We start from the raw sequence: 26,970 nt of genomic DNA, 5'->3' as shown, positions 1-26,970 counted from the left end.
ACAAAGAATATGACACATTGGATTGCAGGTGATTGGGTTTTAGGCGAAGGTGAAACGATACAATCGTTAAGCCCTTATAACAGTGAGGTGGTGTGGAAAGGTGAAAGTGCTACTGAGGCTCAGGTTGAGTCGGCTGTGAATGCTGCTCGTAATGCTTTTATTGAGTGGAAGAAATTGCCACTTGAAAATCGTCAAGCCATTGTGGAACGTTTTGCTGAGTTAGTGAAAGAGAATGCGGATTCGATTGCAGAAGTAATAGCAAAAGAAACGGGTAAGCCATTTTGGGAAACCAAAACAGAAGCAGGTGCAATGGTCGGGAAGATAGCGATATCGATTCGAGCCTACCATGAAAGAACCCCCTATAAAGAGTGTGAAGCTGCAGGAAATAAAATTGTACTTAGACATCGTCCATTAGGTGTTATGGCTGTCTTTGGCCCGTATAACTTCCCTGGGCACCTACCTAACGGTCATATTGTTCCTGCGTTACTTGCGGGCAATACGGTTGTATTAAAGCCATCAGAGCAAACACCATGGACAAGTGAAGTGATCATGAAGCTTTGGCAGAAGGCAGGGTTACCTAAAGGGGTCATTAATCTTGTTCAGGGAGCGAGAGCAACGGGTGAGGCGCTAGCAAATGCTAAAGGTATTGATGGCCTTTTATTTACTGGCAGCGCGAATACCGGCCATATCCTACACCGCCAATTTGCAGGTGATACGGGTAAAATGTTGGCTCTTGAAATGGGTGGGAATAACCCAATGGTGATATCAAAAGCATTTGGTGATTTAGATGCAACGGTATATACCATAGTGCAATCTGCGTTTATTAGTGCAGGGCAACGTTGTACTTGTGCTCGACGCTTGTATGTTCCTGAGGGGAAACAGGGTGATGCCTTATTAGCACGTTTAGTTGACGTCACGAAAAATATTCATGTTGATCAGCCTTTTTCTGAAACGACGCCATTCATGGGGCCACAAATATCGATTGCTGCGGCTGAATTTATCTTAAATGCTCAGAAAAAGTTACAAGCATTAGGCGGTGAATCGTTACTGGAAGCGAGAAGTTTGGGTCATGCGTTTGTATCTCCAGGGATAATAGATGCAACAAATGTCGCGGAATTACCTGATGAAGAATACTTTGGCCCACTATTGCAAGTGGTACGTTACGCAACATTAGCGCAAGCTGTGGAGCTTGCTAATGACACTCGTTATGGATTATCTGCGGGATTAGTTTCAACCGATGATAGTGAATGGGATTATTTCGTTGAGCATATTCGAGCAGGGATTGTGAATCGAAATCGTCAATTAACAGGAGCAAGTGGTGATGCGCCATTTGGTGGGCCGGGTGCATCAGGCAACTTAAAACCAAGTGCTTATTATGCGGCAGATTATTGTGCTTATCCGATGGCATCAATGGAAGGTGATGCATGTGAGATTCCTGAGCAATTATCTCCGGGGTTAACTTTGTAGGAGTGCTGAAAATGAATAATGTAAACACACTTTTTTCATCATTATGGCAAGACTATATTACACGTTTGTCGCCATCGGCAGACCAAGTGCATCAATTGCTATCCAGTGGTGGTGATATTGTAAATGATCATATTGCCTTGCGGACGTTTAATTTGCCTAAGGTTGGTTTATCCACACTAGCCGCGCCCTTTTTAGCTATTGGGTATAAACCGTGTGATGAATATGAATTTATTGCCAAAAAATTGAAAGCGCAACATTTTGAACATCCAGATCCTAATGCACCACTTGTGTTTATCAGTGAGCTATTGGTTGAAAAATTATCTGATGATGCTCAAACCATAATTAAATCATTAGTAGAACAAGTTCCAGCTCATTATTTTGCAACTCGTGACTTTTTGTCTTCAGGCAGACCGTGGTCTTTAAGTTTTGAGCAATATAAGGTGTTAGCAAAAGAGAGTGAGTACGCTTCTTGGTTGGCTGCCCATGGATATGGAGCCAATCATTTTACCGTTTACGTAAATCAACTTGATGGCTTTGATGAAGTGGTTGATGTTAATCAGCACTTACGTAATGCTGGATTTAGCATTAATGAGGTTGGTGGAGAAGTAAAAGGCTCTCCAGAGGTTTGTTTAGAGCAATCATCTACGATGGCGGATAAAGTCATCGTTAAATTTAGTGATGGTGAGTTTGAGATCCCCGGTGGATTTTACGAATTTGCTAAACGCTATGAGTTACCAAATGGTGAACTATACACAGGGTTTGTTGCGGCTTCTGCGGATAAAATCTTTGAAAGTACTGATGGGTAAAGCTGTTGTCTTTGAACATAAAAAAACGCAGCCATTGAGCTGCGTTTTTATTTGCTTATGGTAACGACGTTAAATTAACGAGTACCGTAAACTACAATTGTTTTACCGTGCGCTGAAATTAGGTTTTGCTCTTCAAGCATCTTCAAGATACGGCCAACAGTTTCACGTGAACAACCAACAATTTGACCGATCTCTTGACGAGTGATCTTAATTTGCATGCCGTCTGGGTGAGTCATTGCATCAGGTTGTTTAGCAAGGTTTAGTAGCGTTTGAGCGATACGGCCTGTTACGTCTAGGAATGCTAAGTCACCTACTTTTTGGCTAGTGATTTGTAAACGAGTTGCCATTTGCGCAGAAAGACGCATTAGGATATCTGGGTTAACTTGGATAAGTTGGCGGAATTTCTTGAATGAAATTTCTGCTACTTCACAAGGGCTTTTCGCACGAACCCACGCTGAACGCTCTTGACCTTCTTCAAATAAGCCAAGCTCACCAATGAAGTCACCTTGGTTTAGGTAAGAAAGGATCATTTCTTTACCTTCTTCATCTTTGATAAGTACAGCAACAGAACCTTTTACAATGTAGTAAAGAGTTTCAGCTTTTTCACCCGCGTGAATTAGCGTGCTCTTTGAAGGGTACTTATGAATGTGACAGTGAGACAAGAACCACTCTAATGTTGGATCTGTTTGAGGTTTACCTAGAACCATACTTTATACTTCCTCTGCGTTTGCCAAGTAGGCGATGTCCATTTTAAAATAACTGAGCCAAATATCAGTTTGGCCTATACAATATGGTTATCGGAACAAGGCTGCATGTTCGTTGAGATAATTAACAAAATCATACCTTGTTTCGCAATTGATTTCTTGACTTTGATCGTATGAATTGTGCGACCAAGGGCACAGTTTCGTGAAATGGATCACGAGTTTTCCTTTTAAGTAGTAAAGAGGCTTTTATGAACGCTGAAGTTAAATGGATTGAGGGATTGTCTTTTCTAGGTCAATCTCAATCAGGTCACTCTATTGTTATGGATGGCAATGGAGGAGAAAAAGCACCAAGCCCGATGGAAATGGTCTTAATGGCTGCTGGAGGATGCAGTTCTGTTGATGTTGTTGATGGACTTAAATCGGCAAATCAAGAAGTCACAGCTTGTGTTGCTAAGCTATCTAGTGAGCGTCGTGAAACTGCACCAAAGTTGTTTACTTACATTAATATTCATTTTGAAGTAACAGGTAACAACCTAGACTCAACGATTGTCGAGAAAGTCACCGCGGATTCATTACAGAAATATTGCTCAGTGTGTTTAATGCTTGGTGAGGGCATAAAAATGACGCACTCATGGGAGATTGTTTCAGCTTAAACTGTAGGCAACAAAGATTAGAAAAAAGCCTCGCAAGTTAATGCTTGCGAGGCTTTATTTTTAAGTTATGAGAGATTACAGAATGAAGCGGCTTAGGTCTTCATCAGCAACAAGCTCACCTAGGCGTGAACTTACATACTCAGCATCAACAATTAAGCTTTCGCCATTTTTTTCAGAAGCATCATAAGAAATCTCTTCCATTAGTCGTTCCATCACTGTGTGTAGACGACGAGCACCGATGTTTTCAGTGGTTTCATTTACTTGGAATGCAGATTCAGCAATACGACTGATGCCATCTTCCGTAAACTCAACTTTTACATTTTCGGTCGCTAATAGAGCAATGTATTGTTCAGTTAATGATGCATTAGGCTCAGTTAAAATGCGTTTGAAATCATTTGCTGTTAGTGCTTCAAGTTCAACACGGATTGGTAAACGACCTTGTAATTCAGGGATCAAGTCCGATGGTTTTGCCATTTGGAATGCACCTGACGTGATGAATAGCATATGGTCGGTTTTCACCATGCCATGTTTAGTGCTAACCGTGCTGCCTTCTACTAATGGAAGTAAATCACGTTGAACACCTTCACGAGATACATCACCAGAGTGAGAGTTTGAACCTTTACAGATTTTATCAATTTCATCGATAAACACGATACCGTGGTTTTCTACATTGAAGATCGCTTGTTCTTTTAGCTCTTCAGGATTAACCAGCTTCGCACCTTCTTCTTCTGTTAGTGCTTTAAGTGCATCAACGATTTTCATTTTGCGTTTTTTGGTTGTATTGCCACCAGAAAGGTTTTGGAACATACCTTGAAGCTGGTTTGTCATCTCTTCCATACCAGGAGGAGCCATGATTTCCACGCCAACTTGAGGTGCAGCAACATCAACTTCGATTTCTTTATCGTCTAATTTACCTTCACGTAGTTTTTTACGGAAAGATTGACGAGTGCCAGAATCGTTATTGCCTTCTTCATTATTTCCCCATGCATCGCGAGCAGGTGGCAGTAAGATATCTAGAATGCGATCTTCTGCGTGCTCTTCAGCACGGAATTTTACTTTTTCAACAGCTTGTTGATGCGTCATTTTGATAGCAACATCGGTCAAATCACGGATGATGCTTTCTACTTCTTTACCAACGTAGCCCACTTCAGTGAATTTAGTTGCTTCAACTTTGATGAAAGGTGCGTTTGCAAGTTTTGCTAAACGGCGAGCGATTTCAGTTTTACCCACACCTGTTGGGCCAATCATCAGAATGTTTTTTGGTGTTACTTCTGTGCGCAACTCAGGAGCAAGTTGCATACGGCGCCAGCGGTTACGAAGAGCAATAGCAACTGAACGTTTTGCTTTATCTTGACCAATAATATGGCTATCTAATTCGTGTACAATTTCACGAGGAGTCATCTCAGACATGGTAATTCCTTATTCTTGGTTAAGCGTTCAGTTCTTCAACTGTGTGGTTGTGGTTGGTGTATACATCGATATCGCCAGCAATAGTCAGTGCTTTAGTTGCAATTTCGCGAGCGTCTAAATCGGTATTTTCTAACAGCGCTGTTGCTGCAGAACGAGCAAAGTAACCACCAGAACCAATAGTTAGTAAGTCATTATCAGCATTGATTAGATCACCTGTACCACTGATGATTAATGACGTTGTTTTATCTGCAACAATTAACATTGCTTCAAGACGACGTAATGCACGGTCACTACGCCATTCTTTTGCTAGTTCTACTGCGGCTTTTGTTAGATTACCTTGATGCATTTCTAGCTTACGTTCACACAGGTCGAACAGAATAAATGCATCAGCTGTGCTACCAGCAAAACCAACTAATACTGAGTCATTGTATAAGCGACGTACTTTTTTTACGTTGCCTTTTGCGATCATATCGCCTTGAGATGCTTGGCCATCGCCAGCAACCACGACTTTGCCTTCACGGCGTACAGAAACAATTGTAGTCACGAGTAAAACCTCTTTTTCGATGGCGCCAGTAAATGAAAGCAAGACGACCATCTTCATGATTATTACTATTGTAATGGGGGAAGGTAAGACGCTTTTCAAGATGAATAGATAGAAAAAAGGAGCACTCAATGCGCTCCTTTTATTAAATATGTGATGTGTTATTGATTTCGGGTGATGGTTTTATTGATCTTTCCAAATCGCACAAGGTTCGATTTTTGCGCGTTGCAGCTTATGACGATCTTTCTCTGCATCACGTTTGAATTTATATGGACCAAGAACCACTTTATACCAGCTACTTCCTTCAGCATGACGAACGGTAGAAGTTATGCCTTGGAAAGCGATATTCATCTTACGTTCTTCAGCTTGTGAGCGGTTTTTATAAGCACCACACTGCATAATGTAAGGGATCTCAGATACTTTTAATTCTTTTTGTTCAACTGTTATTTCTTTATTTGGCAGTTCATCCATGTAGCTCCATTGCTCTTCCGGCAGTGGTGGAATGTCTTCTGTGGATGTTGTTTTCTTTGGTTTAACAGGAACAACTTCGGTTACTGGTGCTTTTACTTCTGGCTCTGGTGAGTCATTAAGAAAATAGAGTGCGTAGCCAAAAACCATAACTAAAAGAGCCGCAACGGCAACCGCTTTCCATGGCGTAGAGCCATTAGACATAGGTTGTTTAGCGCCTTTTTTCTTAGTTGTTTTTTTTGTCGCTTTCTTAGGAGAGCGTCCGCGTTTTACATAATCTTTATTGGCCACAATCTTTACTTTACACAAATTCACTGATGGTCGTTTATGGTAATCAGTTGTGTGAACTCATACCAGTATTTGTGTAAAAAAGTACGCAAAAAGTCACTATTTAGACAAATTGATTGTCTAGAGTTATGACTTTTTGGCGTTAACGTGGCTTAAAGAATGAATCGAGACGTTTTATTTGTTTTTTGGGGACGCCGTACTCTCTCTAACAATCAATGAGGATTCGAGTAATCGTGAACCAGAACGAACATCATGGCCTTTTAATAGGTCAAGTAGCATTAACATAGATTGACGACCTATTTCATAACGAGGCTGGGAAATCGTGGTTAATGCAGGATCACAATATTGAGAGAATTCAATATCATCAAATCCCATGATAGAAATGTCTTGAGGCACTCTAAAACCCATTTGTTTCGCTTTTTGAATCGCTCCGATTGCCATAATATCGTTATGACAAAAGACAGCAGTCGGTGGTGTTGAAAGAGAAAGAAGTTGAGTTATTGCTTTTGCCCCTGCTTCGAAAGTGAAATCACCATATTGCACATAAGAGGCATTCATGGTGATACCCGCTCGGCGAAGTGCTTGTTGGTAACCTTGATGTCTGAACTGACAGAGAGCGGAGCTCTCAGGGCCAGATAATTCTGCGATGTTTTTATGCCCTAGTTTAGTTAGGTAGTTAACTGCTTCATAGGCGGCTGTAAGGTTATCGATATGAACGGTTGGTAGTTCTAATTCTGGTGCATATTCACACGCCATTACAAGAGGCGGTAAATTTTTTTGTTCTTGGCGACTAACGTTAAAAGGGAGATCTGAACCAAGTAATACCATGCCATCAACTTGCTTGGTATACACAAGGTTTACAAAGGAGTGTTCACGTTTTTTTTGCTGACTGCTATCGCCTACTAAAATGACATAACCATTTTCAACGGCAGCATCTTCAATACCGCGAATAATGTCACTAAAGTAAGGATCGCAAATATCAGGAACAATCGTCACAATGGTTTTTGACTCATTGCGTCGTAATGTTCGAGTTAACGTAGTTGGTGAGTAACCCGTTTCTAATACTGCATCTTCAACGCGCTTACGAGTGGATAATGATACTTTTTCTGGTGTCATTAGTGCTCGTGATACCGTTGCTGTTGACACTCCTGCCGATAAAGCAACGTCCTTCATTGTCGCCATAATTATCTTCTCCCTAATACTTTTATCTTAAAGTAAACGATTGCTCTATTTGAATAAGAAGATATTTTATTCATAAAATAAAGATTTAAATACGGCTCGTTTAACAAAAATTACATCTGTATTGTGATTTCTCTCACATGAAGGCCGATTGTTTCACTTTTTCAACAGGAAAATTGTTGATAAAACCGACATTAACTTAAATCTTGTGGCTCAATATCTAAAGTCCATCGAACTTTTTTTGCTAGGGGTAAAAGTTCGATGGCGGTTTTTGCACCGCGAAGCATTGATTGCATTACTGTCCGGTTTGGAGCCTGGAACAATAGCTGCCAACGATATTTACCGGCGCGACGAGCTAATGGGGCAGGGATCGGCCCAAGTACTGGTGTTGCATCATGAAATTGTGGGTGGCTTTCTAAAATATCGCGCACTTGTCGTAAGAATTGTTCCACGTTTTCGTTATTATTTGCTTCTGCTCTAAAAAGAGACAAATGGGTATAAGGTGGTAATTGAGCAAATTTACGCTCTTTTAAAGCGTGCTCTGCAAAATGCCCATAACCATGGTGTAATAAACTTTGTAATAAAGAGTGTTCAGGATGGTGAGTTTGCAGAATTACCTCACCTGGTTTACTTGCACGTCCTGCACGTCCTGCGACCTGAATAAATAATTGAGCTAATCGTTCAGGGGCTCGAAAATCACTACTAAACAGAGAGCTGTCTACGTCGATTAACCCAACCAAAGTTACGTTAGGAAAGTGGTGGCCTTTTGCTAGCATTTGAGTACCAATTAAAATTTGGTATTCATTATTCTTAATCGCTTCTAAATAGTCTTCTAAGCTACCTTTACGACGGGTGCTATCTCTATCAATACGAACCGTTTTGTATTCAGGAAATAGATTGGTTAATTGTGTTTCTAGTTGTTCTGTACCTACGCCGACAGAAATCAGTTGTGTCGATCCGCATCCCTGACATTGATGGATAATTGGCTGTTGTGAACCACAGTGGTGACAACGAATTTCATTTGAGTGTTGATGGAAAGTATAGAAAGCATCACAACGTTTACATTCAGCCATCCAACCGCATTCATGACACATTAGTGCTGGTGAAAAGCCTCTGCGGTTTAAAAACAGCATCACCTGATTGCCTTCAGATAAGTGTTTTCTCATCTGAGCAATTAATGGTGCTGATAAACCACTATTAAGATATAAGCCTTTTACATCAAGAACACCATGACGAGCCGGAATGGCAGTACCTGCGCGTTTAGTTAATGTTAGATGATGATATTTTCCAACATTCGCATTGTGTAATGTTTCTAACGCTGGCGTTGCCGAGCCTAGAATAATAGGGATGTTATCTAAGTTCGCTCTCATCACGGCTAAATCGCGCGCATGATATCTCATGCTGTCTTGTTGCTTATAAGAGGCATCATGTTCTTCATCAACAATGATGATCCCTAAATCATGAAAAGGCGTAAACAGAGCCGAACGAGTACCAATGATGATACCGGCGTGATTATCTCTTGCTGCTAGCCATGCATTTAAACGCTCAGTGTCATTAAGTCCTGAGTGAATAACATCAACAGGTACATTAAAGCGACGCTTAAAACGATTAATAGTTTGTGGCGTTAAACCAATTTCAGGAACCAAGATAAGCGCTTGTCGCCCCGCTTTTAAAATCGGTTCTAGAAGTTGTAAATAGACTTCAGTCTTTCCTGAGCCCGTAACCCCTTCCAATAGATAACAACCAAATTCAGGATTCGCATTGACCGTAGCAATAGCGATAGATTGCTCTTCATTGAGTTGAGGTTTTTCTTGAGTGACTTCAACATTTCGATACCAATAGCTTGGTGTCGGAGCGAGAGATACCTCTTCAATCCAACCTTTATCTGAAATCGTTTTTAGTGTGGCTGCAGTCACTTCTTCTTCAAGCATTTGCTCATGGCTGCATTGTTGATGCCTTACTAAATTGAGTGCTTTGGCTTGTTTTGGCGCTCGGGTTAACTTATTTAAATCTTGATTTTTACCTAGCTCGGTAATTTGCCAAGCTTTTAACGAAGCAAAATTGGCTTCTCTTCCTTTTCTAAGCCATGAAGGCATTGCATTCGCTAAGGTATCTCCTAATGGATACTGATAATACGTACTGCTCCAATTTAATAATTTGTATAAATTGGTAGGCCATAAGCTTTGTTCATCAATGACAACATCAATAGCTTTTAATTTCTCACGAGCAAACTCAGATTCATTGCTGAGTTTTGTTACCACACCAATTAAACGCTGACGTCCAAAAGGGACTTTTACTCGTCCACCGATCACAGGTTTTTGCTCTGATTTAATAAGATAATCAAAGGTGCGATCAAGTGGAACAGGCAGTGCAACATGAGCGATTGAATAGGGCATGGTTAACATCATTAAGAAATTGGAATGAGAATAGTCTACCCTTAGATAGAAATATCGCAAATGGGTAAAAAAATCGGTGAAAAAAGTAACAGATCAGTTGATTGATCGCTCCAGATTCATTACTATACGCGACCTTAAGTAAGTGTAATCCATTTACGCTTACTATTTTTGTTAAACTACGTGTGGTGTCCGGCATTAGAATCGGATAGCGACACGGCCTAAACTATTAAGGTTTTCCCATGAAAGTAGGTATCCACCCAGAATACACAGCTGTTAAAGCTACTTGTTCTTGCGGCAACGAGTTCGAATTCAACTCTGCACTAGGCAAAGATTCAATCCACCTAGACGTATGTGACAAATGTCACCCGTTCTACACTGGTAAGCAACGTATCGTTGATACAGGCGGCCGTGTTGATCGCTTCAACAAACGTTTCGGTGCAATTGGTTCTAAGAAATAATTACCAATTTCCGATAAAAGAGGAGTCCAATAGGGCTCCTTTTTTTATATCTGCAATTTACGATTTTTTCATTTTTGTATTCGATTATTCTTATTGTGTCTTTTATTTCTTCTGTATTTAGTTGAATTATCACTAACTCAAATTTGTACGATAGCTCGGCATTTTTGTTGGTACGATCTGTAAGCAAAGGCTATGAAGTTTGAGCTAGATCAACTAATATAGAGGTTTACTATTTTGACGTTACCTTTTAAATCAGGAAACCATCATGTCTGAAGAATTTCGCAAGCAAGCTCTAGATTATCACGCTTACCCAACTCCAGGTAAAATTGAAGTTGCATTGACTAAACCTGCTGACACAGTAGAAGACCTTGCTTTGGCTTACAGCCCTGGTGTGGCTGAGCCTGTACGTGAAATTGCAAAGAACCCTGATGATGTTTATAAATACACATCAAAAGGCAATATGGTTGCGGTTATTTCAAATGGTACGGCAATTCTTGGTTTAGGTAATTTAGGTCCTCTTGCATCAAAACCAGTAATGGAAGGTAAGTCGCTTCTTTTTAAACGTTTTGCAGGTTTAGACTCTATTGATATCGAAGTAAAACACCGCACGATTGATGAGTTTGTTGATACGGTTGCCAATATTGCAGATACATTTGGTGGTATTAACTTAGAAGATATTAAAGCACCGGATTGTTTTGAGATTGAACGTCGCCTTATTGAGCTTTGTGATGTGCCAGTATTCCATGATGATCAACATGGTACTGCAATCGTGACTGCTGCTGGTATGTTAAATGCGATTGAGCTGCAAGGTAAGAAACTAGAAGATGCAATAATCGTATGTTTAGGTGCTGGTGCTGCAGCGGTAGCATGTATGGAGCTACTTATTAAGTGTGGCGCAATGCGTGAGAAGATCTACATGCTGGATCGTAAAGGTGTGATTCATACTCGTCGTGACGATATTAATGAGTACAAACAACGTTTTGCAAACAATACCGATAAGCGCACGCTTCAAGATGTTATTGAAGGTGCCGATTTATTCTTGGGTGTATCTGGTCCAAATTTATTAGATGCAGAAGATCTGAAGCTAATGGCTGATAAACCAGTTGTGTTTGCATGTTCAAATCCAGATCCTGAAATTAAACCTGAATTGGCTCATGAAGTTCGTTCTGACTTAATCATGGGTACAGGCCGTTCTGATTATCCAAACCAAGTAAATAATGTGCTTTGTTTCCCATTTATCTTCCGTGGTGCGCTAGATGTGCGTGCAAGTGAAATTAATGATGAAATGAAGCTAGCTGCTGTTGAGGCTATTCGTCAATTAGCTAAAGAAGAAGTACCCGTTGAGGTATTAAAAGCCGCTGGCGTTGAATCACTGACATTTGGTTCTGACTATATCATTCCAAAACCAATGGATCCCCGTCTACTTCCACGAGTTGCTAAAGCGGTAGCACAAGCTGCTGTTGACTCAGGTGTCGCTCGTATAGAAATGCCTGAAGGATACATGGAAGCGTAATTCGCTTTATCTTTTATGTAGAAAAGGCTTCTAACTAATTAAGTTAGAAGCCTTTTTTTATTTAGGTAAGAAATTATTTTTGACTTTCTAAAGCTTGAACAAATGTATCTTGAGCATCTTTAATTCCTAACGTTTTTGCTTCTTCTAGTAGTGCTAATGCTTTAGGTATGTCGTTTGTTTTTACTGCTTTAACAATAGCTTCTTTATAGAAAGTGTGCGTTTCTGATTGTGCAGATTTTATTGCTACTTTGGGTTGTTGAGATGTTTGTTTATGTGCTTGTAATGAAAGCGTTTTTATCGATAGCTTTAGTTTACCAAAACGCTCATAAGCATAAGTTGGATCCGTTACCATTGGCATCGGTTCACCTAATTCTTCCGCTCTGATCCTTGCTGGGTGCTTCACCTTAATAGACTGACCTAAATACTCATTAGAAGAATAGATAATAAAATAAGGGGTTTTAGCTGCATCAAGTTGGAAATTTAATTGAAACTGAGTTCGAGTAAATGCATCGGATGGTTTGATATCAAATTGGTCTAAACTTGTTGTACTTACAACATTAAACTCATGATCGAGAGCAATGAGTTTTGGTGCCGCAACAGAGTCATTAACCATTAAACTAGAGAGACGAAGTTGTACTTTTCCTGAACGTTCAGCGAATTTGAAGGCATTAAAATAGCTGTTTCCATCAGAAAAATGACCAATAGGTGAATCTTTATCTAATTGAAATCGATATCTTCCGTTGTCGCTAGCTGTATCCAAGGATATTGAGAAAAGTCACTACAGCATACTTGAGAGTTTGCGAGCGGTTCTATCGGCTGTTGTTGTATGGCTTCGGTTGAAGAACACGCAGTCAAAGAGAGACCGATAAATAAGCTAAGTAACAATTTTTTCGTGTTCATCACGATACTCCATTATTAAGGTGATAATAAACGCAAAAAGGCAGCCATTTGGCCGCCTTTCACTTTAACTCAGTTAGAACCAGATTTCAGTGTGTACACCGATAATTGTTTCTGACTTACCATTTTTAATGCCAATATCTTTAGCACTTGCTTCATCATCAGCTAGGATATAACTTACGTATGGTTTGATTTGTGGACGACCAAAGTAGTCCGCGTTTACCGTAAATGCGGCTGCTAACTCTAAGTTAACAATATCGCTTTCTGCGGCATCTGCACTTTTACCCCATACTCCGCCAACTTCAACTTCTTCATGAGCGTAAGAACCTGTCGCTTCAAGACGAAGGTTATCATTTACTTTGTATGATGGACGCGCTGCAACGATGTAGCGTTTTAGATCTTTGGCACTAAACAATTCATCCAACCCAGCAAAGTATGTTACCTCAGAACCCATTTGCCAGTTTTCAGAAATGTTTACCACACCGCCTGAAGTGAAGAAGATAGATTCAGCATTGTCATCGCCACCTGACCAGCTACCAAAGTTCACACCACGGTTTTGCGCTGCGCCTTTACCGTAAGCAATCGCTGTTTGTGACCAACCATCTAGGCCATAGTAACTAGAGTTTAATGTGATAGATGCGCCGAAACCGTCATCATCTTGAACATTAGCTTGAGTGATGTATTTGAAATCAAAATCTAAGCTACCAAAGCCAACATCAACACCGTAGTAGTATAAATCGTGTGAGGTTAGTGTTTGTCGACCATCAGCACCTGGACCATTATTGATATCACCGTCTGTATCTGCAGCAACAATTGCAAAACCTGCGGTGTTGCCACCAAGTTTAGTTTGAATACCTGCACCAACGCCTGATGATTGTTTCCAGAATTCACCCGATAGTGCACTTGCAGAACGGTTTAGGTAACGTTGACCACCCCAGATAGACGTATCTTCACCTAGGTAAGATAAGCCACCAATTTCAACATAAGTTTCTTTGATTTCAAATTGTGCCGTTGTGTTGGCTTTTTGGCTACCAGGAGATGAGTAAGCGTAAGAGTTACCATTACCGTATTCAGAACGAACGACAAAGTCAGACCAAACGCCATTTGCGTGTTCAGTATGTTTTTTGATTACAAATTCAACTTGGTTAGTACTTTTTCCGTGAGTACCTGCTGTTTTATAGTCTGGTTTACCAAACTCAGTATCAACCGTTTCGCCATCTACCATGCGGAAGTTCATTGACGCGTAACCGTGTACTTCCCAACCATCTGAAATAACATCAGTTCCATTTACTTTTTCAACTTTTGGTGCAGCTTCGTCACCTGCGATGACATCCAGTGCAACATCGGTTTCAGCAAGTGTTGCGCCAGAAAATAGAGCTGTAGAAACAGCAGCGGCAAGCAATGTGTATTTATTCATTTTCATCTTAAAATCCTATTTCCTTTTTTCAGGATATTTTGATTTGAAAACGTTTACTTAACTCATGGCAGTGTAGGGAAGTGAAGTAAACATCTGTCGTTATCGAACGAGACACAGATTAAAAATAAATAGGTATTTTGCCCTCCTCCTCTTTTTAAGGATGATAGGGCGTAGTACTAAGGATGAGAAGAATGAATGGCAGGTCTTCTTTTGATAATAATCACACTTAGTAGGAGTGATTGAAAATATTTATGAGATAAGGCTCACGTCGAAAGATATTTTGAAATTGGAAATAATGAAGAAAATCGTAAAAGAGGGAAATTAAGAAATAATCAGAAATGTGATCTAACCAACAATAGACATTGTTGGTTAGAAATAGTTCATATTTTATTCATTAAATTAAGGTAAAGGAGGGCTTATTTACACTTAGAAACCATCATTGATTTTGGCTCTCCTTGAGAAGTGAACTCTAAGCTCCAAACGTAGTTACCATCTTCAGGAAGATAGATGGCGGTATCTTGGCCATAGCCACCAGTAATGAGTTTATTTGATTGTCCCAATTTGGGTGATAGTCCTTCAGCGGTATATTGAGCGCTCCAACCTTTTGTTGCATATTGCATTTTATAAGGGCCTCGTTTTTCATTGATGACCACTTGATAAATGCTGTTTCCTTTATATTGATACGCTCTGGTTTCTTTATGGCTCCAACGAGAATCAGAAAAATCGCCAACTAAATATAAGGTATTTTGTAAAGGGGGGTTGGTGTTTGTGATAGTAGGGTTATCGCATCGCGCCATAAAACCACTGCCATATAGCGCTATTTCTTTTTGCTCTATGATAGGCCCTGTACTATTAGGCTCTTCTATTGTTAAAAATCGATTTTCAAAGTTGGATAATGGAATGGTGTATATTCCATTAATTGGAGTAAAAATCTGCCCGGTGATTAGATCAATTAAGTTACCTTTTGACCCAAGCTGTTTTGCATCTAAGGAGAGCGTTTGATCTGCCTCTTGAGTACTTACCATATAAACAATTGCATCATTTTCAGATTGTTTATGATCGATATAAACTGCTTTATTAGCTACTAGATTAACTCTTTTACCCTTAGATAGCGCTGGGTGCTTAATACGCAATTGCATTAATGTGGTAACGTAATTTTTTAAATCCTTTTGCTCTGGAGTCAACTTGGCGGTAAGACCATCAATTTTGGCAGATGATCGAGCAATGTGATCATCACAAAGTCCTTTAATGGCACAAGTATCTTTATTCTCTTTTTTGGAAAATCCGTCAACTTGATCACCAATTTCATCACCATAGTATAGGGTTATTGGGCCTGTATAAGCGGCTTGAAAAGAGAGGGCTGCTTTGTGTCGGGTCCAATAGTTTTTGTCGTTTGGATTAGCAATATCACCACGTTGAAGTAAGTCACCAAAGCGAACAACATCGTGATTTCCTAGCATTAAATTAGGTACAGCATGAGGAGGATAAAGCTCGTGCATTTGCATACCTTGATTAAGCCAATCCCCTCCTTTATGTCCTACGCCACTTTCATTAACTGCAAAGGTTTCAGCAACGCGAAAACGCAGAGGAAAGTCAAAAGCTGAGCAAAGAGCAGGGTTTTGTTCGCTGCCATAACCTGTTTCTGTTATGTAGTTTTCGTTATTCCAGATTTCGGCAACCATATAGCCGAGTGGATTTACTTGTTCACCTTTATTATTGGTATAAAAGGTTTCTTTTGATGCGGCGTCAACAGCTTTACGAATGTTTGTCCAAGATTGTGTTGGCACTTGGTAAGCTTGGTCTAATCGCCATCCGTCGATTTTTAATTCTTTAATCCAGTAGGCTGCGACTTCTTTATAAAAAGCTTCACTTTCAGGGTAGCTAACTGGGTTGTGCTCTCCAGCAGGAAGTAACCCTGTTGGCGATGGCTTAATCAGTCCTTTTTTATGGTGGCCAAACACACCATCAAATAATACGTAAATACCGCGCTTATGAGCTTCTTCAACTAATTCTTTGGCTTTCTCTAATGTGCCAAAGCGTGGATCTATTTTAAAAAAATCGGTAGCAAAATATCCGGTGGCATCGAGCTTATCTGCCCAATGATCTTGATTGTCGAGAGGGCAGACTCAAAGACTGGAGTCATCCAAATGGCATTTATACCAAGCGATTGAATGTAATCTAATGAATCAATAATTCCTTGTAAGTCGCCATTATGATGACTCGGGCCATAGCCTGTACCATGTCCGATTGTGTTATCACCATCGACAAAGCTTTCGACCATGATTTGGTAAATCCGTAAGTTATCGCTTTGTGCCGTCATTTGCGGATCACATTGATAAGCTAAGGGAGAGATGTCGTCATTAGATGTTGAGCTACATGCGCTCAAAAGTGAGGTAATAGCGAGAGCTATTGTCGTTTTTGCGATCTGTTTTTTCACAGTAAGTCCTTTATATTTATAAGTAGGGCACTGTGATTATTTATTAGCCAAGAGGGAATGTAATCCTCCTAATTTTATTAAAAGAAGGAGGAGACAAAAGGAGGAGGAATGAAACGTATTTACTCTTCGTCAAACGCTTCGAATTCGATCCCCATTGCCGTCATTAATGCTTTTGCTTCAGCTGGAATATCATCTGGACGATCTTTACGTAGATCTTCATCTGTTGGTAAAGGCTGGCCAGTGTATGCGTGTAGGAATGCTTCACACAATAATTCACTGTTTGTCGCATGACGTAGGTTGCTTACTTGGCGACGAGTACGCTCGTCAGTAAGGATTTGAAGTACCTTTGTTGGAATAGAAACAGTAATTTTTTTTACTTGTTCGCTTTTTTTACCATGTTCGGCATAAGGACTTAAATAGTCACCATTCCAATCAGCCATTGTTCACCTTCGTTCAGAATTATTGATGTATATAAGTAGAATAGGCGATTTTAGCGATATTTACCGCTAAAAGTAAAGACATATAGACGTCTAGAAGTGTTGACGTCTTATTTTGTGATGGTAAAGTAGGATAAATATACTTATGGATTAACGTATATCAGTCATATTAATTATATGAGCGGGAAATTGCGAAGGAAAATTATCTATAATCAAAAATAAATTGAAGTAATTAATTTAGTGTAATTACGAAATTTAAGACGTGAAGATAAAGACATTCCCTTGTAAGCCTGTTTAGATAGTTTATATCGTTGGTATTACATTACTGCACCGCAGTTCGGAAGGGAAATTATGAGCGAAAGAAAACCTGCAACTATTGCTGTTCGTACCGGCATTGAAACAGACTCACAACATAACGCTGTTGTGCCACCTATCTACTTATCAACTAACTATAGTTTCCCAGAGTTTGGGGATGTACCTAAGTATGATTATGCTCGTTCTGGAAATCCAACTCGAACTCAATTAGAAACCACACTTTCAGATTTAGAAGGTGGGGCTGGTGCAGTGGTCACTAATTGTGGAACATCCGCTCTTAATTTAATGGTATCTGCATTACTTGGTCCTGACGATTTAATTGTTGCTCCTCATGATTGTTATGGAGGAACTTATCGATTGTTTAATACTCGAGCAAATAAAGGAGACTTCCAAACTTTATTTGTAGACCAATCTAATACTGAGGCTTTAGATGCTGCAATTGCTAAAAAGCCAAAATTAATCCTACTTGAAACCCCTTCAAATCCATTAGTACGTGTGGTGGATATTGCTGAAATTTGCCAAAAAGCGGCTCAAGTTGGTGCGTTAGTCGCAGTAGATAACACTTTCCTTTCACCTGTATTACAGCAACCTCTTTCTTTAGGTGCTGACTTTGTTATCCACTCCACAACCAAATACATTAATGGGCACTCTGATGTTGTTGGTGGTGTACTTATCGCTAAAACAAAAGCGCATGCGGATGATCTTGCATGGTGGGGGAATTGCATTGGAGCGACGGGTACCGCCTTCGATAGTTATTTAACACTGCGTGGTATTCGAACTCTTGGTGCTCGTATGCGTGTGCATGAAGAAAATGCGATAGAAGTACTCAAGTGTCTTCAAGAGCAGCCATTAGTTGGTACGATTTATCACCCGAGTTTACCTGAGCATCCAGGTCATGAAATTGCAAAACGTCAACAAGCAGGCTTTGGTGCCATGCTCAGTTTTGAATTAAATGGCTCACTTGAGCAATTGAAAGTATTCGTTAAAGAATTGAAATATTTCTCTTTAGCTGAATCTCTAGGTGGTGTTGAAAGTTTGATTGCGCATCCAGGAACCATGACACATAGAGCAATGTCTGATGAAGCTCAAGAAGAAGCGGGATTAGCACCAACGTTATTGAGATTATCTGTTGGATTAGAAGATAGCCGAGATCTTATTGCTGATCTTCAACAAGCATTTGCGATTGCTGCAGAGGTGAAATAATGACAATACCTTGTTCACGTCAATTACATAAATTTGGTGGTAGCAGCTTGGCTGACCCAGAATGCTATCGCCGAGTTGCCACCATCTTAAAAGAATACTCAAATGAACATGATTTGATTGTTGTTTCTGCTGCAGGTAATACAACAAACCGTATTTTAGAATGGATTGATGATCTATCTAAAGATGGGCGCTTAGCTCATGAAACATTAGAGTCTTTACGTACATACCAGCAGGGGTTGATAACCGAATTACTGTCTGCTGAGAATGCAGAACCCTTATTGGCCGTTTTACACCAAGAATTGATTGCGATAGGGCAACTGCATGCACCGTTAACAGAGGTACAGCAAGCTGATGTATTAGGTCATGGTGAAGTGTGGTCTTCAAGGTTACTTTCTGCATATTTAAATCAAATTGATTTACAAGCAGCTCCCTTGATTCTCGAACCTTTCTAAGGGCAGAGCGAGCTGCACAACCTGAAGTGGATCGTGTGCAGTCTTGGCCTTTGTTTAAAGAGCAGGTCGCTCAGCATCCGCATGGGCGAATTGTGATTACTGGTTTTATGGCCCGTAATCAAAGAGGAGAAACCGTACTTCTTGGTCGAAATGGTTCTGATTATTCGGCAACCATGATTGGTGCTCTTGGAGAGGTGTCATGCGTTACTATCTGGAGTGATGTTGCTGGCGTGTTCAGTGCGGATCCTAGAAAAGTGGAGGATGCGTGCTTACTGCCATTATTAAGATTGGATGAAGCGAGTGAATTAGCTCGTTTAGCCGCTCCTGTATTGCACAGTAGAACATTACAACCTGTAGCTCAAAGTGCATTAGATTTGAGTTTACGTTGCAGTTATCAGCCTGAATCTGGATCAACTCGAATCGAGCGTGTATTGGCTTCTGGGCGAGGTGCAAAAATTGTTACGTCATTAGAAGATGTCTATTTGATTCAGCTTGGCTTTGGTCGTGGACAAGATTTTGAACGCGCTCAACAAGAGGTTCTTTCTTTACTTACTCGTTCTCAACTGCAACCACTGGCCTTAGAGCCTCAAGCTGATCAGTTTACATTATTGCTCGCTTATACTTCTGAAGTCGTGAATGAAGCGTTAGAAGTGCTACAAAACTCAGCGGTACATGCTGAAATTAAGCTAAAAGAAGGCTATTCAATGGTTGCTGCTGTTGGCGCGGGGGTTACCGCGAATGCCATTCACAGTCATGGTTTTTATCATCAATTGAAAAATTGCCCTCTTGAATTTGTGTACGCATCAGAATCGGGTTTAAGCCTTGTCGCTATTTTACGTAAAGTTGATACCTCATCGATCATTAATGCTATTCATAACAGTTTATTCCAAGCACAAAAACGAGTGGGATTGATCCTGTGTGGACATGGGAATATTGGTTCTCAATGGTTATCGCTATTTACTCAACAAAAACGTCAACTTGAAAAGCGTCATGGAATGCAGTTTTCACTCATTGGTGTTGTTGATAGAGAGCGTTGTTGGCTTGATTTTGATGGTTTAAACAGTACTGAAGTGGTTGCTAAGTTCGATGATGAAGCAACAAATTATACGGATTTTGATTGGATTGAAAAAGTTGGTGCCGTTCAAGGTTATGATGATGTTGTTGTTTTAGACGTAACGGCAAGTGCTGATCTTGCTAATCGATATACAAAAATTGCAGAACAAGGAATGCATCTGATCTCTGCGAATAAAGTTGCTGGTTCAGCGCCAAGTGCCGATTATCAAGCGGTAATTGATGCCTTTGCTAAAACATCGCGTCACTGGTTATATAATGCAACCGTTGGAGCAGGTTTACCTATTAATCATACCGTAAGAGATCTTCGTGAAAGTGGTGATGAAATCATCGCATTATCGGGCATTTTCTCTGGTACGTTATCGTGGCTGTTTCAGCAATATAATGGCGATGTTCCTTTTACTGAATTAGTCGATTTGGCTTGGCAACAAGGATTGACTGAACCGGATCCAAGGCACGATCTTGATGGTTCAGATGTCATGCGCAAATTGGTGATCCTTGCTCGTGAAGCTGGGCTTCATATTGAGCCAAATCAGGTAAAAGTTGAATCACTTGTTCCTAGTGAATTATTAGAAACCAGTCTTGATGATTTTCTGTCTCAAGGTGAGGTGATTAATGAATTACTGCTTGAACGATTAACAAAAGCTCAGAAAGAACAGAAAGTATTACGCTATGTGGCTCGTTTAAATAAAGACGGTAGCGCAACGGTTGGAATCGAGGCATTACCTGAATATCACGCATTAGCCAATCTATTACCATGCGATAATATTTTTGCTATAGAGAGCAAATGGTATAAAGATAATCCACTAGTGATTCGAGGTCCAGGAGCTGGACGAGAGGTGACTGCAGGAGCGATTCAATCGGATTTAAATCGTATTGCTTCGTTGTTTTAACATCACTTAACCTGACGTATATTTATTAAGCCATACATATAGTATGGCTTTTTTGTATCTGCTGTCTTGAAATACGCATATTTTCAATATTTAGATTAATTTATATTTTTAGTTAACTGTTTGAATAAAAAAGCTTATGTAGCACTTAAAAACAATTAAGCATAAATTAAAATTAAAATAATTAACATGCTATGGATTTTGTAAATCTATTCAGTAATGATAATTGAAGTTCGATTAACATACGTCTGTTCAATATCTATAACAAAAATAAAATGTATGTAATCGTTTTCTTTATGATAATGATTAATTGCTGAGAGAGTAATACATGAATACGCCTGAAACTTCTTTATCTTCTGTTGCACGTACAGAACAAATACTACGTGGTGTTGATCTTAACTTATTGACTGTTTTTGATGCGGTAATGCAAGAACAAAATATAACAAGAGCTGCACAAAACTTAGGTATGTCACAGCCAGCAGTAAGTAATGCGGTATCACGTTTAAAATTAATGTTTAATGATGAATTATTCATTCGCCATGGCCGTGGTATTCAACCGACACAACGTGCTCGTCAGCTATTTGCACCGATGCGTCAGGCGCTTCAATTGGTTAAGAACGAATTACCAAGCTCAACATTCTCACCTGAAACATCGATGAGACAATTTAAGCTATCTATTTGCAGCCCATCAGACATTCGTTTTGCACCACGCATCATGAAAGATATTCAAAATAAAGCGCCGCATATTAGCTTAAAGCTTTCTGGTGAACATGAACCAGACATTGCTCAAAAGCTGCGTTATCAAGAAGTGGATTTTGTTATCGATTACGTTCGATTCGACGAACCTGGTTTTATGAGTACAGAGTTATTTACTGATGAGTTAGTTGTGGTTGCTTCTGTTAATCACCCTCGACTTCAGAACGGTATCAACAAAGAACAATTAGCAAGCGAAAAACATGCGGTTCCAGCTCGTATCGCAAATACTAAAGGTTTTGCAGATCACTTGTATGTGGATTCTTTGTATGAGCAAGCTTATAAAGGCGCAAGCATTAGTAATATTTTGTATGTTGTTTCTCAATCAGAACTGATCACTGTAGCGCCAAAATGGTTAGTGAACTCAATGCCAAATCGTGATCAATTAATGGTGTTACCACTGCCAATTGAGTCAAAAGGCATTAGTGGCTATTTAAGCTGGCACGACTCTTACCAAAAAGACAAAGGTCATATTTGGATGAGAGATCAATTGATGCTTATTTGTGGTGAAGAAGTGGTTGCATCAAGCAAAGGCATGATGTTTTAAGCCTTTAAAATAGACATGATAATGGAAAAAGGTTGCGTATTTTACGTAACCTTTTTTTTTAAACACATTATTCGATATAAAGAAAATGTAGATTATTAATAATAAAGTTGTTAATTGTGGTTCTCTGAAATGGGTTTCACACAACAATACTTACATTTTATACTGAGAAACAGTTGCCTTTTTTGTCACCAATTGTACACTTTGTGCAGATTATAGCTTACACCTGTAAGCCTAAAGGTGATACGAGATGACTATTCAAAACCTACATATTGTAAAAGAGATCCGCCAACATATCGCAAATAAGTCAAATGACACGGCAATGCGTGAGCGTCAATGCAGTATTTTAATTGATACGCAATGCTCTGCATGGAGTGATATTACGTGGGGAGAATTTGGTGAGCAAATGGATAAGCTATCATTAGCTTTACTTGCCCATGGATTGAAAGTACAAGAAAAAGTAGGAATTTTCTCTAATAACATGCCTCGTTGGACAGTTGCTGATTTTGCCTCAATGCAATTACGTTCAGTACCCGTTCCTATTTATCCAACAAATACGCCAACGCAAGCCGCATACATTATTAACGATGCGGATATTCGTATTTTGTTTGTCGGTGAACAAGCACAATATAATGCTGCTGTTGTTATTTTCGAACAGTGCCCGCAATTAACTCATATTGTTGCTTTAAGTGATGATATCGATTTAAACGATCATGAAGCAGGTATTTCATGGAATGACTTTATTGCTAAAGCTGATGAAGCGCATCAAAGCGAGCTATTAACTCGTCTTGATGAAGCCAAAATGGATGATCTTATAACGTTAATCTATACATCAGGAACCACGGGTGAGCCTAAAGGGGTAATGTTAGATTATGAAAACATTGCTTCTCAATTAGAAGGACATAACACTCGCTTAGCGTTAACAGAGAAAGACGTTTCTTTGTGTTTTTTACCGTTATCACATGTATTTGAACGTGCATGGACTTTTTATGTTTTGTATAAAGGAGCAACTAACTGCTACCTACCAAATACAAATCTAATTAAGGAAGCCTTAACAGAGGTTAAGCCTACTGTTATGTGTGCGGTTCCACGCTTCTATGAGAAGATTTTCTCAACGGTTCATGAAAAAGTATCTAGAGCTCCTGCACATCGTAAAGTGATGTTTACTTGGGCAGTCAATATGGGCGCTAAGATGTCAGCTTGCCAGCAAGAAGGTCGAGAACCATCATGGATATTGAAGCAATCGTATAAGGTTGCAGATAAGTTAGTTCTATCAAAACTTCGCATGATCTTAGGTGGTAATATTAACTTTATGCCATGTGGTGGCGCTAAGCTGGATGTGACTATTGGTCGTTTCTTCCATGCTCTTGGAGTGAATGTAAAGTTAGGCTATGGCATGACAGAAACCACCGCTACGATTTCATGTTGGGAAGATGGTAAATTTCATCCTGATTCCATTGGTACGCTGATGCCGGGCGCTGAAGTTAAGATTGGTGAAAATAGTGAAATCCTAGTTCGTGGCCCAATGGTGATGAAAGGGTATTACAATAAGCCAGAAGAAACAGAGAGCAACTTCACTGAAGATGGTTTCTTAAAAACCGGTGATGCTGGTGAGTTTGATGCCGATGGCAACTTATACATTACTGACCGTATTAAAGAGTTAATGAAAACCTCTGGTGGTAAATACATTGCACCTCAAGTTATTGAAGGGGCAATTGGTAAGGATCACTTTATTGAACAGATTGCTGTTATTGCTGATACGCGTAAATTCGTATCTGCGTTAATTGTTCCTTGTTATGACGCATTAGAAGAGTATGCAAAAGAGCTAAATATTGCTTACCACGATCGCATGGAACTGGTTAAACACAGTGAAATTGTTGAAATGCTTGAAAAGCGTGTGGCTAACCTACAAAAAGAGTTAGCGCGTTTTGAGCAAGTGAAGAAATTTACCCTTTTATCCAAAGAGTTCTCGATGGATAAAGGTGAGTTGACACCAACACAAAAACTGCGTCGTAAAGTAATCAATGAGCGTTATCAAGATGAGATTGAAGAAATGTACGATGAGAAAAAAGAGAAGAAAGATAAGTAATATCAAACTCTAAATATGATTTAATCAATAAAAGCCAACTCGAAAGAGTTGGCTTTTTTTATTTGGTTAAAATTTCCTCTAGACCTGAGTGCTAATAAAAGGTTAAAGTTGTTTCGTAAAAGGTGGTTTTGTTACCTATATTTGCCACCTACATAGGAATTTAATCTAATTAATTTCAGTTTAGGCTAAAAATAAGCCCTAACTATGTAAAACCGTTAATTTAGCGATAATTCACGTCGACTGCTTTAAGGTTTTCAGTGTCTGGAGAACGATATGGAAATGTTATCTGGTTCAGAGATGATCGTACAATCTCTGATTGATGAAGGTGTTGAACACATATTTGGCTACCCTGGTGGCTCTGTGTTGGATATATATGATGCGTTGCACATGAAAAGTGATGTGATTCAGCATGTACTTGTAAGACATGAGCAAGCAGCCACACATATGGCTGACGGCTATGCAAGAGCAACAGGAAAGCCAGGTGTCGTTCTTGTGTGTTCTGGTCCTGGTGCAACCAATACCATTACGGGTATCGCTACCGCTTATATGGACTCAATACCAATGGTTGTTCTTTCTGGTAACGTTCCTACTAATATGATCGGTAACGATGCTTTCCAAGAGTGTGACATGGTTGGAGTCTCTCGACCTGTAGTCAAGCACAGCTTCTTAGTTAAGAAAGCCGAAGATATCCCTGAAACCCTTAAAAAAGCCTTTTATATTGCTTCTACTGGCCGTCCAGGTCCCGTGGTTATTGATATCCCGAAAGATGTAATGAACCCTGCTATTAAGTTTTCATATCAATACCCTGAATCCATGAAGATGCGTTCGTATAATCCAACAACATCTGGTCATAAAGGACAGATTAAAAAAGGATTAAAAACATTATTAGAGGCTAAGAAGCCTGTTTTGTATGTTGGCGGTGGCGCGATAATTTCTTCTGCAGAAAAACAAATACTTAAATTAGCTGAGACTCTTAACTTACCCGTTGTAAGTACCTTGATGGGATTAGGAGCTTTTCCTGGCACTCATAAAAATGCACTTGGCATGTTAGGTATGCATGGTAAGTATGAAGCTAATATGGCTATGCATAACGCAGATCTTATTTTTGGTGTTGGGGTTCGTTTTGATGATAGAACCACCAATAACTTAGAAAAATACTGCCCGAACGCCACGATCATGCATATCGACATTGATCCCTCGTCGATTTCAAAGAATGTTCGAGTTGATGTTCCAATTGTTGGCTCTGCGGAGATTGTTCTTGATTCTATGCTTAAGCTGTTAGTGGAGCAGGGAGGAACAAACGATGAGGCAGCCTTAGCAACATGGTGGGAAGAAATTGGAGTTTGGCAAGAGCGTAATTGCTTGGCTTATGAAACCTCTCCTGATCGTATTAAACCACAGCAGGTTATCGAAACGCTTCATAAATTAACCAATGGTGATGCTTATGTCGCTTCCGATGTTGGACAACATCAGATGTTTGCTGCTTTGTATTACCCATTTAATAAGCCACGTCGTTGGATTAATTCTGGTGGACTAGGAACCATGGGGTTCGGTTTACCAGCAGCTCTAGGGGTTAAATTTACTCATCCTGATGAAGTGGTGGTTTGTGTGACTGGTGATGGCAGTATTCAGATGAATATTCAGGAGCTATCTACCGCATTGCAATACGATATCCCTGTGAAAATCATTAATTTGAATAACCGTTTCTTAGGAATGGTGAAGCAGTGGCAAGATATTATTTACCAAGGTCGCCATTCCAATTCTTATATGAGTTCAGTTCCTGATTTTGCCGCAATTGCTGAGGCATATGGTCATGTAGGAATTCGTATTAATCACCCTGATGAGCTGGAGTCAGGTCTAGAGAAGGCTCTTTCTTTAAAAGATCGCCTTGTGTTTGTGGATATTAATGTTGATGAAACAGAGCACGTTTACCCAATGCAAATTAAAGGGGAAGCAATGGATAAAATGTGGCTAAGTAAAACGGAGAGAACCTAATGAGACATATTATTTCACTATTATTAGAGAATGAGCCGGGTTCTTTATCACGTGTTGTTGGCCTATTTTCTCAGCGTGGATACAACATTGAATCTTTAACGGTATCTCCAACTGAAGATCAGACATTGTCACGATTAAATATTACAACAGCCAGTGATGCTATGGAGTTAGAGCAAATTCAAAAGCAACTCCATAAATTAATCGATGTCATCAAAGTTCAAGAAGTGACAGAGGCTGATTATGTCGAGCGTGAATTATTACTGGTAAAAGTAAAAGCAAGTGGTTTTGCTCGAGCGGAAGTTAAACGTACCGCTGATATTTTCCGAGGCCAAATTGTAGATGTAACAAGCTCGCTTTATACGATTCAATTAGCGGGTACGTCTGAAAAGTTAGATGCATTTATTTCAGCAGTATCAGAAGTGACTGATGTGGTGGAAGTTGCTCGAAGCGGCGTGGTTGGTATTGCGCGTGGAGACAAAGCGTTAAAGGTATAATTGTATTTAACTAAGAGTCTTTATCCTATAAATAAAGCCCTTCTCAGAAGGGTTTTATTTTATCTTGTGTAATATAAAATGATTATATAGAAT

Annotated in this window: 18 protein-coding genes and 3 pseudogenes; 11 read left to right on the top strand and 10 right to left on the bottom strand. The window is 39.7% G+C overall.

All coding sequences use genetic code 11. The annotated features are described in order from the left end of the window. Window positions 1-9: 9 nt before the first annotated feature. Together astD and AAFX60_012360 are read left to right on the top strand one after the other, a co-directional pair. Window positions 10-1,467, top strand: coding sequence for a succinylglutamate-semialdehyde dehydrogenase (gene astD / locus AAFX60_012365; GenBank protein ID XDF77431.1), 1,458 nt, complete (start codon window positions 10-12; stop codon window positions 1,465-1,467). An 11-nt stretch (window positions 1,468-1,478) separates the two neighbouring features. After that, window positions 1,479-2,273, top strand: a complete 795-nt coding sequence (locus AAFX60_012360) for a DUF1338 domain-containing protein (GenBank protein XDF77430.1) — start codon at window positions 1,479-1,481, stop codon at window positions 2,271-2,273. Window positions 2,274-2,347: 74 nt separating this feature from the next. Here AAFX60_012360 and crp read toward each other — a convergent pair whose 3' ends face one another. Further along, window positions 2,348-2,980 carry a cAMP-activated global transcriptional regulator CRP gene (crp, locus tag AAFX60_012355; protein XDF77429.1) on the bottom strand — a complete coding sequence of 211 codons (633 nt, stop codon included), beginning with the start codon at window positions 2,978-2,980 and terminating at the stop codon, window positions 2,348-2,350. Window positions 2,981-3,225: 245 nt separating this feature from the next. Here crp and AAFX60_012350 point away from each other — a divergent pair, with 245 nt between their 5' ends. Further along, on the top strand, window positions 3,226-3,630 hold the full coding sequence (locus tag AAFX60_012350) for an OsmC family protein (protein XDF77428.1): 405 nt from the start codon (window positions 3,226-3,228) through the stop codon (window positions 3,628-3,630). A gap of 75 nt (window positions 3,631-3,705) precedes the next feature. On the opposite strand, the gene hslU is transcribed toward AAFX60_012350, so the two are convergent. The 5 genes from hslU to priA all read right to left on the bottom strand — a co-directional run bounded on the left by hslU (window position 3,706) and on the right by priA (window position 9,912). After that, on the bottom strand, window positions 3,706-5,040 hold the full coding sequence (gene hslU, locus AAFX60_012345; GenBank protein ID XDF77427.1) for an HslU--HslV peptidase ATPase subunit: 1,335 nt from the start codon (window positions 5,038-5,040) through the stop codon (window positions 3,706-3,708). Window positions 5,041-5,059: 19 nt separating this feature from the next. Continuing rightward, complete coding sequence (gene hslV, locus AAFX60_012340) at window positions 5,060-5,584, bottom strand: ATP-dependent protease subunit HslV (GenBank protein ID XDF77426.1); 525 nt, start codon at window positions 5,582-5,584, stop codon at window positions 5,060-5,062. A 180-nt stretch (window positions 5,585-5,764) separates the two neighbouring features. Further along, window positions 5,765-6,340, bottom strand: coding sequence for an SPOR domain-containing protein (locus tag AAFX60_012335; GenBank protein ID XDF77425.1), 576 nt, complete (start codon window positions 6,338-6,340; stop codon window positions 5,765-5,767). A gap of 171 nt (window positions 6,341-6,511) precedes the next feature. After that, a complete protein-coding gene (gene cytR, locus AAFX60_012330; GenBank protein ID XDF77424.1) occupies window positions 6,512-7,519 on the bottom strand; it encodes a DNA-binding transcriptional regulator CytR in 1,008 nt (335 codons plus the stop codon). Window positions 7,520-7,710: 191 nt separating this feature from the next. Then, complete coding sequence (gene priA / locus AAFX60_012325) at window positions 7,711-9,912, bottom strand: primosomal protein N' (GenBank protein ID XDF77423.1); 2,202 nt, start codon at window positions 9,910-9,912, stop codon at window positions 7,711-7,713. Between the two features lie 239 nt (window positions 9,913-10,151). On the opposite strand from priA, the gene rpmE reads away from it, so the two are divergent. Further along, a complete protein-coding gene (gene rpmE / locus AAFX60_012320; GenBank protein XDF77422.1) occupies window positions 10,152-10,370 on the top strand; it encodes a 50S ribosomal protein L31 in 219 nt (72 codons plus the stop codon). A gap of 265 nt (window positions 10,371-10,635) precedes the next feature. Beyond that, window positions 10,636-11,883, top strand: coding sequence for a malic enzyme-like NAD(P)-binding protein (locus AAFX60_012315; protein XDF77421.1), 1,248 nt, complete (start codon window positions 10,636-10,638; stop codon window positions 11,881-11,883). A 73-nt stretch (window positions 11,884-11,956) separates the two neighbouring features. Here the strand turns inward: AAFX60_012315 and AAFX60_012310 are convergent. The 4 genes and pseudogenes from AAFX60_012310 to metJ form a co-directional block, all read right to left on the bottom strand. Further along, window positions 11,957-12,783 (bottom strand): annotated as a pseudogene (locus tag AAFX60_012310) (MalM family protein). Between the two features lie 73 nt (window positions 12,784-12,856). Then, entirely contained in the window at window positions 12,857-14,197 is a 1,341-nt protein-coding gene (locus AAFX60_012305; protein ID XDF78945.1) for a carbohydrate porin, read from the bottom strand. Window positions 14,198-14,613: 416 nt separating this feature from the next. Continuing rightward, a pseudogene (locus AAFX60_012300) lies at window positions 14,614-16,517 on the bottom strand (alpha-amylase family glycosyl hydrolase). Window positions 16,518-16,753: 236 nt separating this feature from the next. Beyond that, on the bottom strand, window positions 16,754-17,074 hold the full coding sequence (gene metJ, locus AAFX60_012295; GenBank protein XDF77420.1) for a met regulon transcriptional regulator MetJ: 321 nt from the start codon (window positions 17,072-17,074) through the stop codon (window positions 16,754-16,756). Window positions 17,075-17,422: 348 nt separating this feature from the next. On the opposite strand from metJ, the gene AAFX60_012290 reads away from it, so the two are divergent. The 6 genes and pseudogenes from AAFX60_012290 (at window position 17,423) to ilvN (ending at window position 26,877) form a co-directional block, all read left to right on the top strand. Then, on the top strand, window positions 17,423-18,589 hold the full coding sequence (locus AAFX60_012290) for an O-succinylhomoserine (thiol)-lyase (GenBank protein ID XDF77419.1): 1,167 nt from the start codon (window positions 17,423-17,425) through the stop codon (window positions 18,587-18,589). Then, window positions 18,589-21,005, top strand: a pseudogene (locus AAFX60_012285) (bifunctional aspartate kinase/homoserine dehydrogenase II). Before AAFX60_012290 ends, AAFX60_012285 begins: the two are co-directional and overlap by 1 nt. A 325-nt stretch (window positions 21,006-21,330) precedes the next feature. Beyond that, the gene (leuO, locus tag AAFX60_012280) at window positions 21,331-22,302 is read left to right on the top strand and encodes a transcriptional regulator LeuO (GenBank protein XDF77418.1); all 972 of its coding nucleotides are present in this window, start codon (window positions 21,331-21,333) and stop codon (window positions 22,300-22,302) included. Between the two features lie 247 nt (window positions 22,303-22,549). Continuing rightward, window positions 22,550-24,388 (top strand): long-chain fatty acid--CoA ligase, encoded by a 1,839-nt coding sequence (locus tag AAFX60_012275; protein XDF77417.1) that lies wholly within the window; start codon window positions 22,550-22,552, stop codon window positions 24,386-24,388. Window positions 24,389-24,661: 273 nt separating this feature from the next. Next, window positions 24,662-26,383, top strand: a complete 1,722-nt coding sequence (locus AAFX60_012270; GenBank protein XDF77416.1) for an acetolactate synthase 3 large subunit — start codon at window positions 24,662-24,664, stop codon at window positions 26,381-26,383. Further along, window positions 26,383-26,877, top strand: coding sequence for an acetolactate synthase small subunit (gene ilvN, locus AAFX60_012265; GenBank protein ID XDF77415.1), 495 nt, complete (start codon window positions 26,383-26,385; stop codon window positions 26,875-26,877). Before AAFX60_012270 ends, ilvN begins: the two co-directional genes overlap by 1 nt. The last annotated feature ends 93 nt before the right edge of the window (window positions 26,878-26,970 follow it).

It is taken from the genome of Aliivibrio fischeri (assembly GCA_038993745.2).
GTDB lineage: Bacteria > Pseudomonadota > Gammaproteobacteria > Enterobacterales > Vibrionaceae > Aliivibrio > Aliivibrio fischeri_B.
Note: the sequence above shows the minus strand (reverse complement) of the source record. Positions and strands in the feature narration are given on the sequence as shown.

Bases quoted from the DNA above. Each gene is read 5' to 3' on its own strand.
- priA (XDF77423.1), bottom strand. From the start codon at position 9,912: ATGCCCTATTCAATCGCTCATGTTGCACTGCCTGTTCCACTTGATCGC.
- AAFX60_012360 (XDF77430.1), top strand. From the start codon at position 1,479: ATGAATAATGTAAACACACTTTTTTCATCATTATGGCAAGACTATATT.
- AAFX60_012270 (XDF77416.1), top strand. From the start codon at position 24,662: ATGGAAATGTTATCTGGTTCAGAGATGATCGTACAATCTCTGATTGAT.
- cytR (XDF77424.1), bottom strand. From the start codon at position 7,519: ATGGCGACAATGAAGGACGTTGCTTTATCGGCAGGAGTGTCAACAGCA.
- leuO (XDF77418.1), top strand. From the start codon at position 21,331: ATGAATACGCCTGAAACTTCTTTATCTTCTGTTGCACGTACAGAACAA.
- AAFX60_012350 (XDF77428.1), top strand. From the start codon at position 3,226: ATGAACGCTGAAGTTAAATGGATTGAGGGATTGTCTTTTCTAGGTCAA.
- hslU (XDF77427.1), bottom strand. From the start codon at position 5,040: ATGTCTGAGATGACTCCTCGTGAAATTGTACACGAATTAGATAGCCAT.
- AAFX60_012305 (XDF78945.1), bottom strand. From the start codon at position 14,197: ATGAATAAATACACATTGCTTGCCGCTGCTGTTTCTACAGCTCTATTT.
- AAFX60_012290 (XDF77419.1), top strand. From the start codon at position 17,423: ATGAGCGAAAGAAAACCTGCAACTATTGCTGTTCGTACCGGCATTGAA.
- metJ (XDF77420.1), bottom strand. From the start codon at position 17,074: ATGGCTGATTGGAATGGTGACTATTTAAGTCCTTATGCCGAACATGGT.
- astD (XDF77431.1), top strand. From the start codon at position 10: ATGACACATTGGATTGCAGGTGATTGGGTTTTAGGCGAAGGTGAAACG.
- rpmE (XDF77422.1), top strand. From the start codon at position 10,152: ATGAAAGTAGGTATCCACCCAGAATACACAGCTGTTAAAGCTACTTGT.
- crp (XDF77429.1), bottom strand. From the start codon at position 2,980: ATGGTTCTAGGTAAACCTCAAACAGATCCAACATTAGAGTGGTTCTTG.
- ilvN (XDF77415.1), top strand. From the start codon at position 26,383: ATGAGACATATTATTTCACTATTATTAGAGAATGAGCCGGGTTCTTTA.
- AAFX60_012315 (XDF77421.1), top strand. From the start codon at position 10,636: ATGTCTGAAGAATTTCGCAAGCAAGCTCTAGATTATCACGCTTACCCA.
- AAFX60_012275 (XDF77417.1), top strand. From the start codon at position 22,550: ATGACTATTCAAAACCTACATATTGTAAAAGAGATCCGCCAACATATC.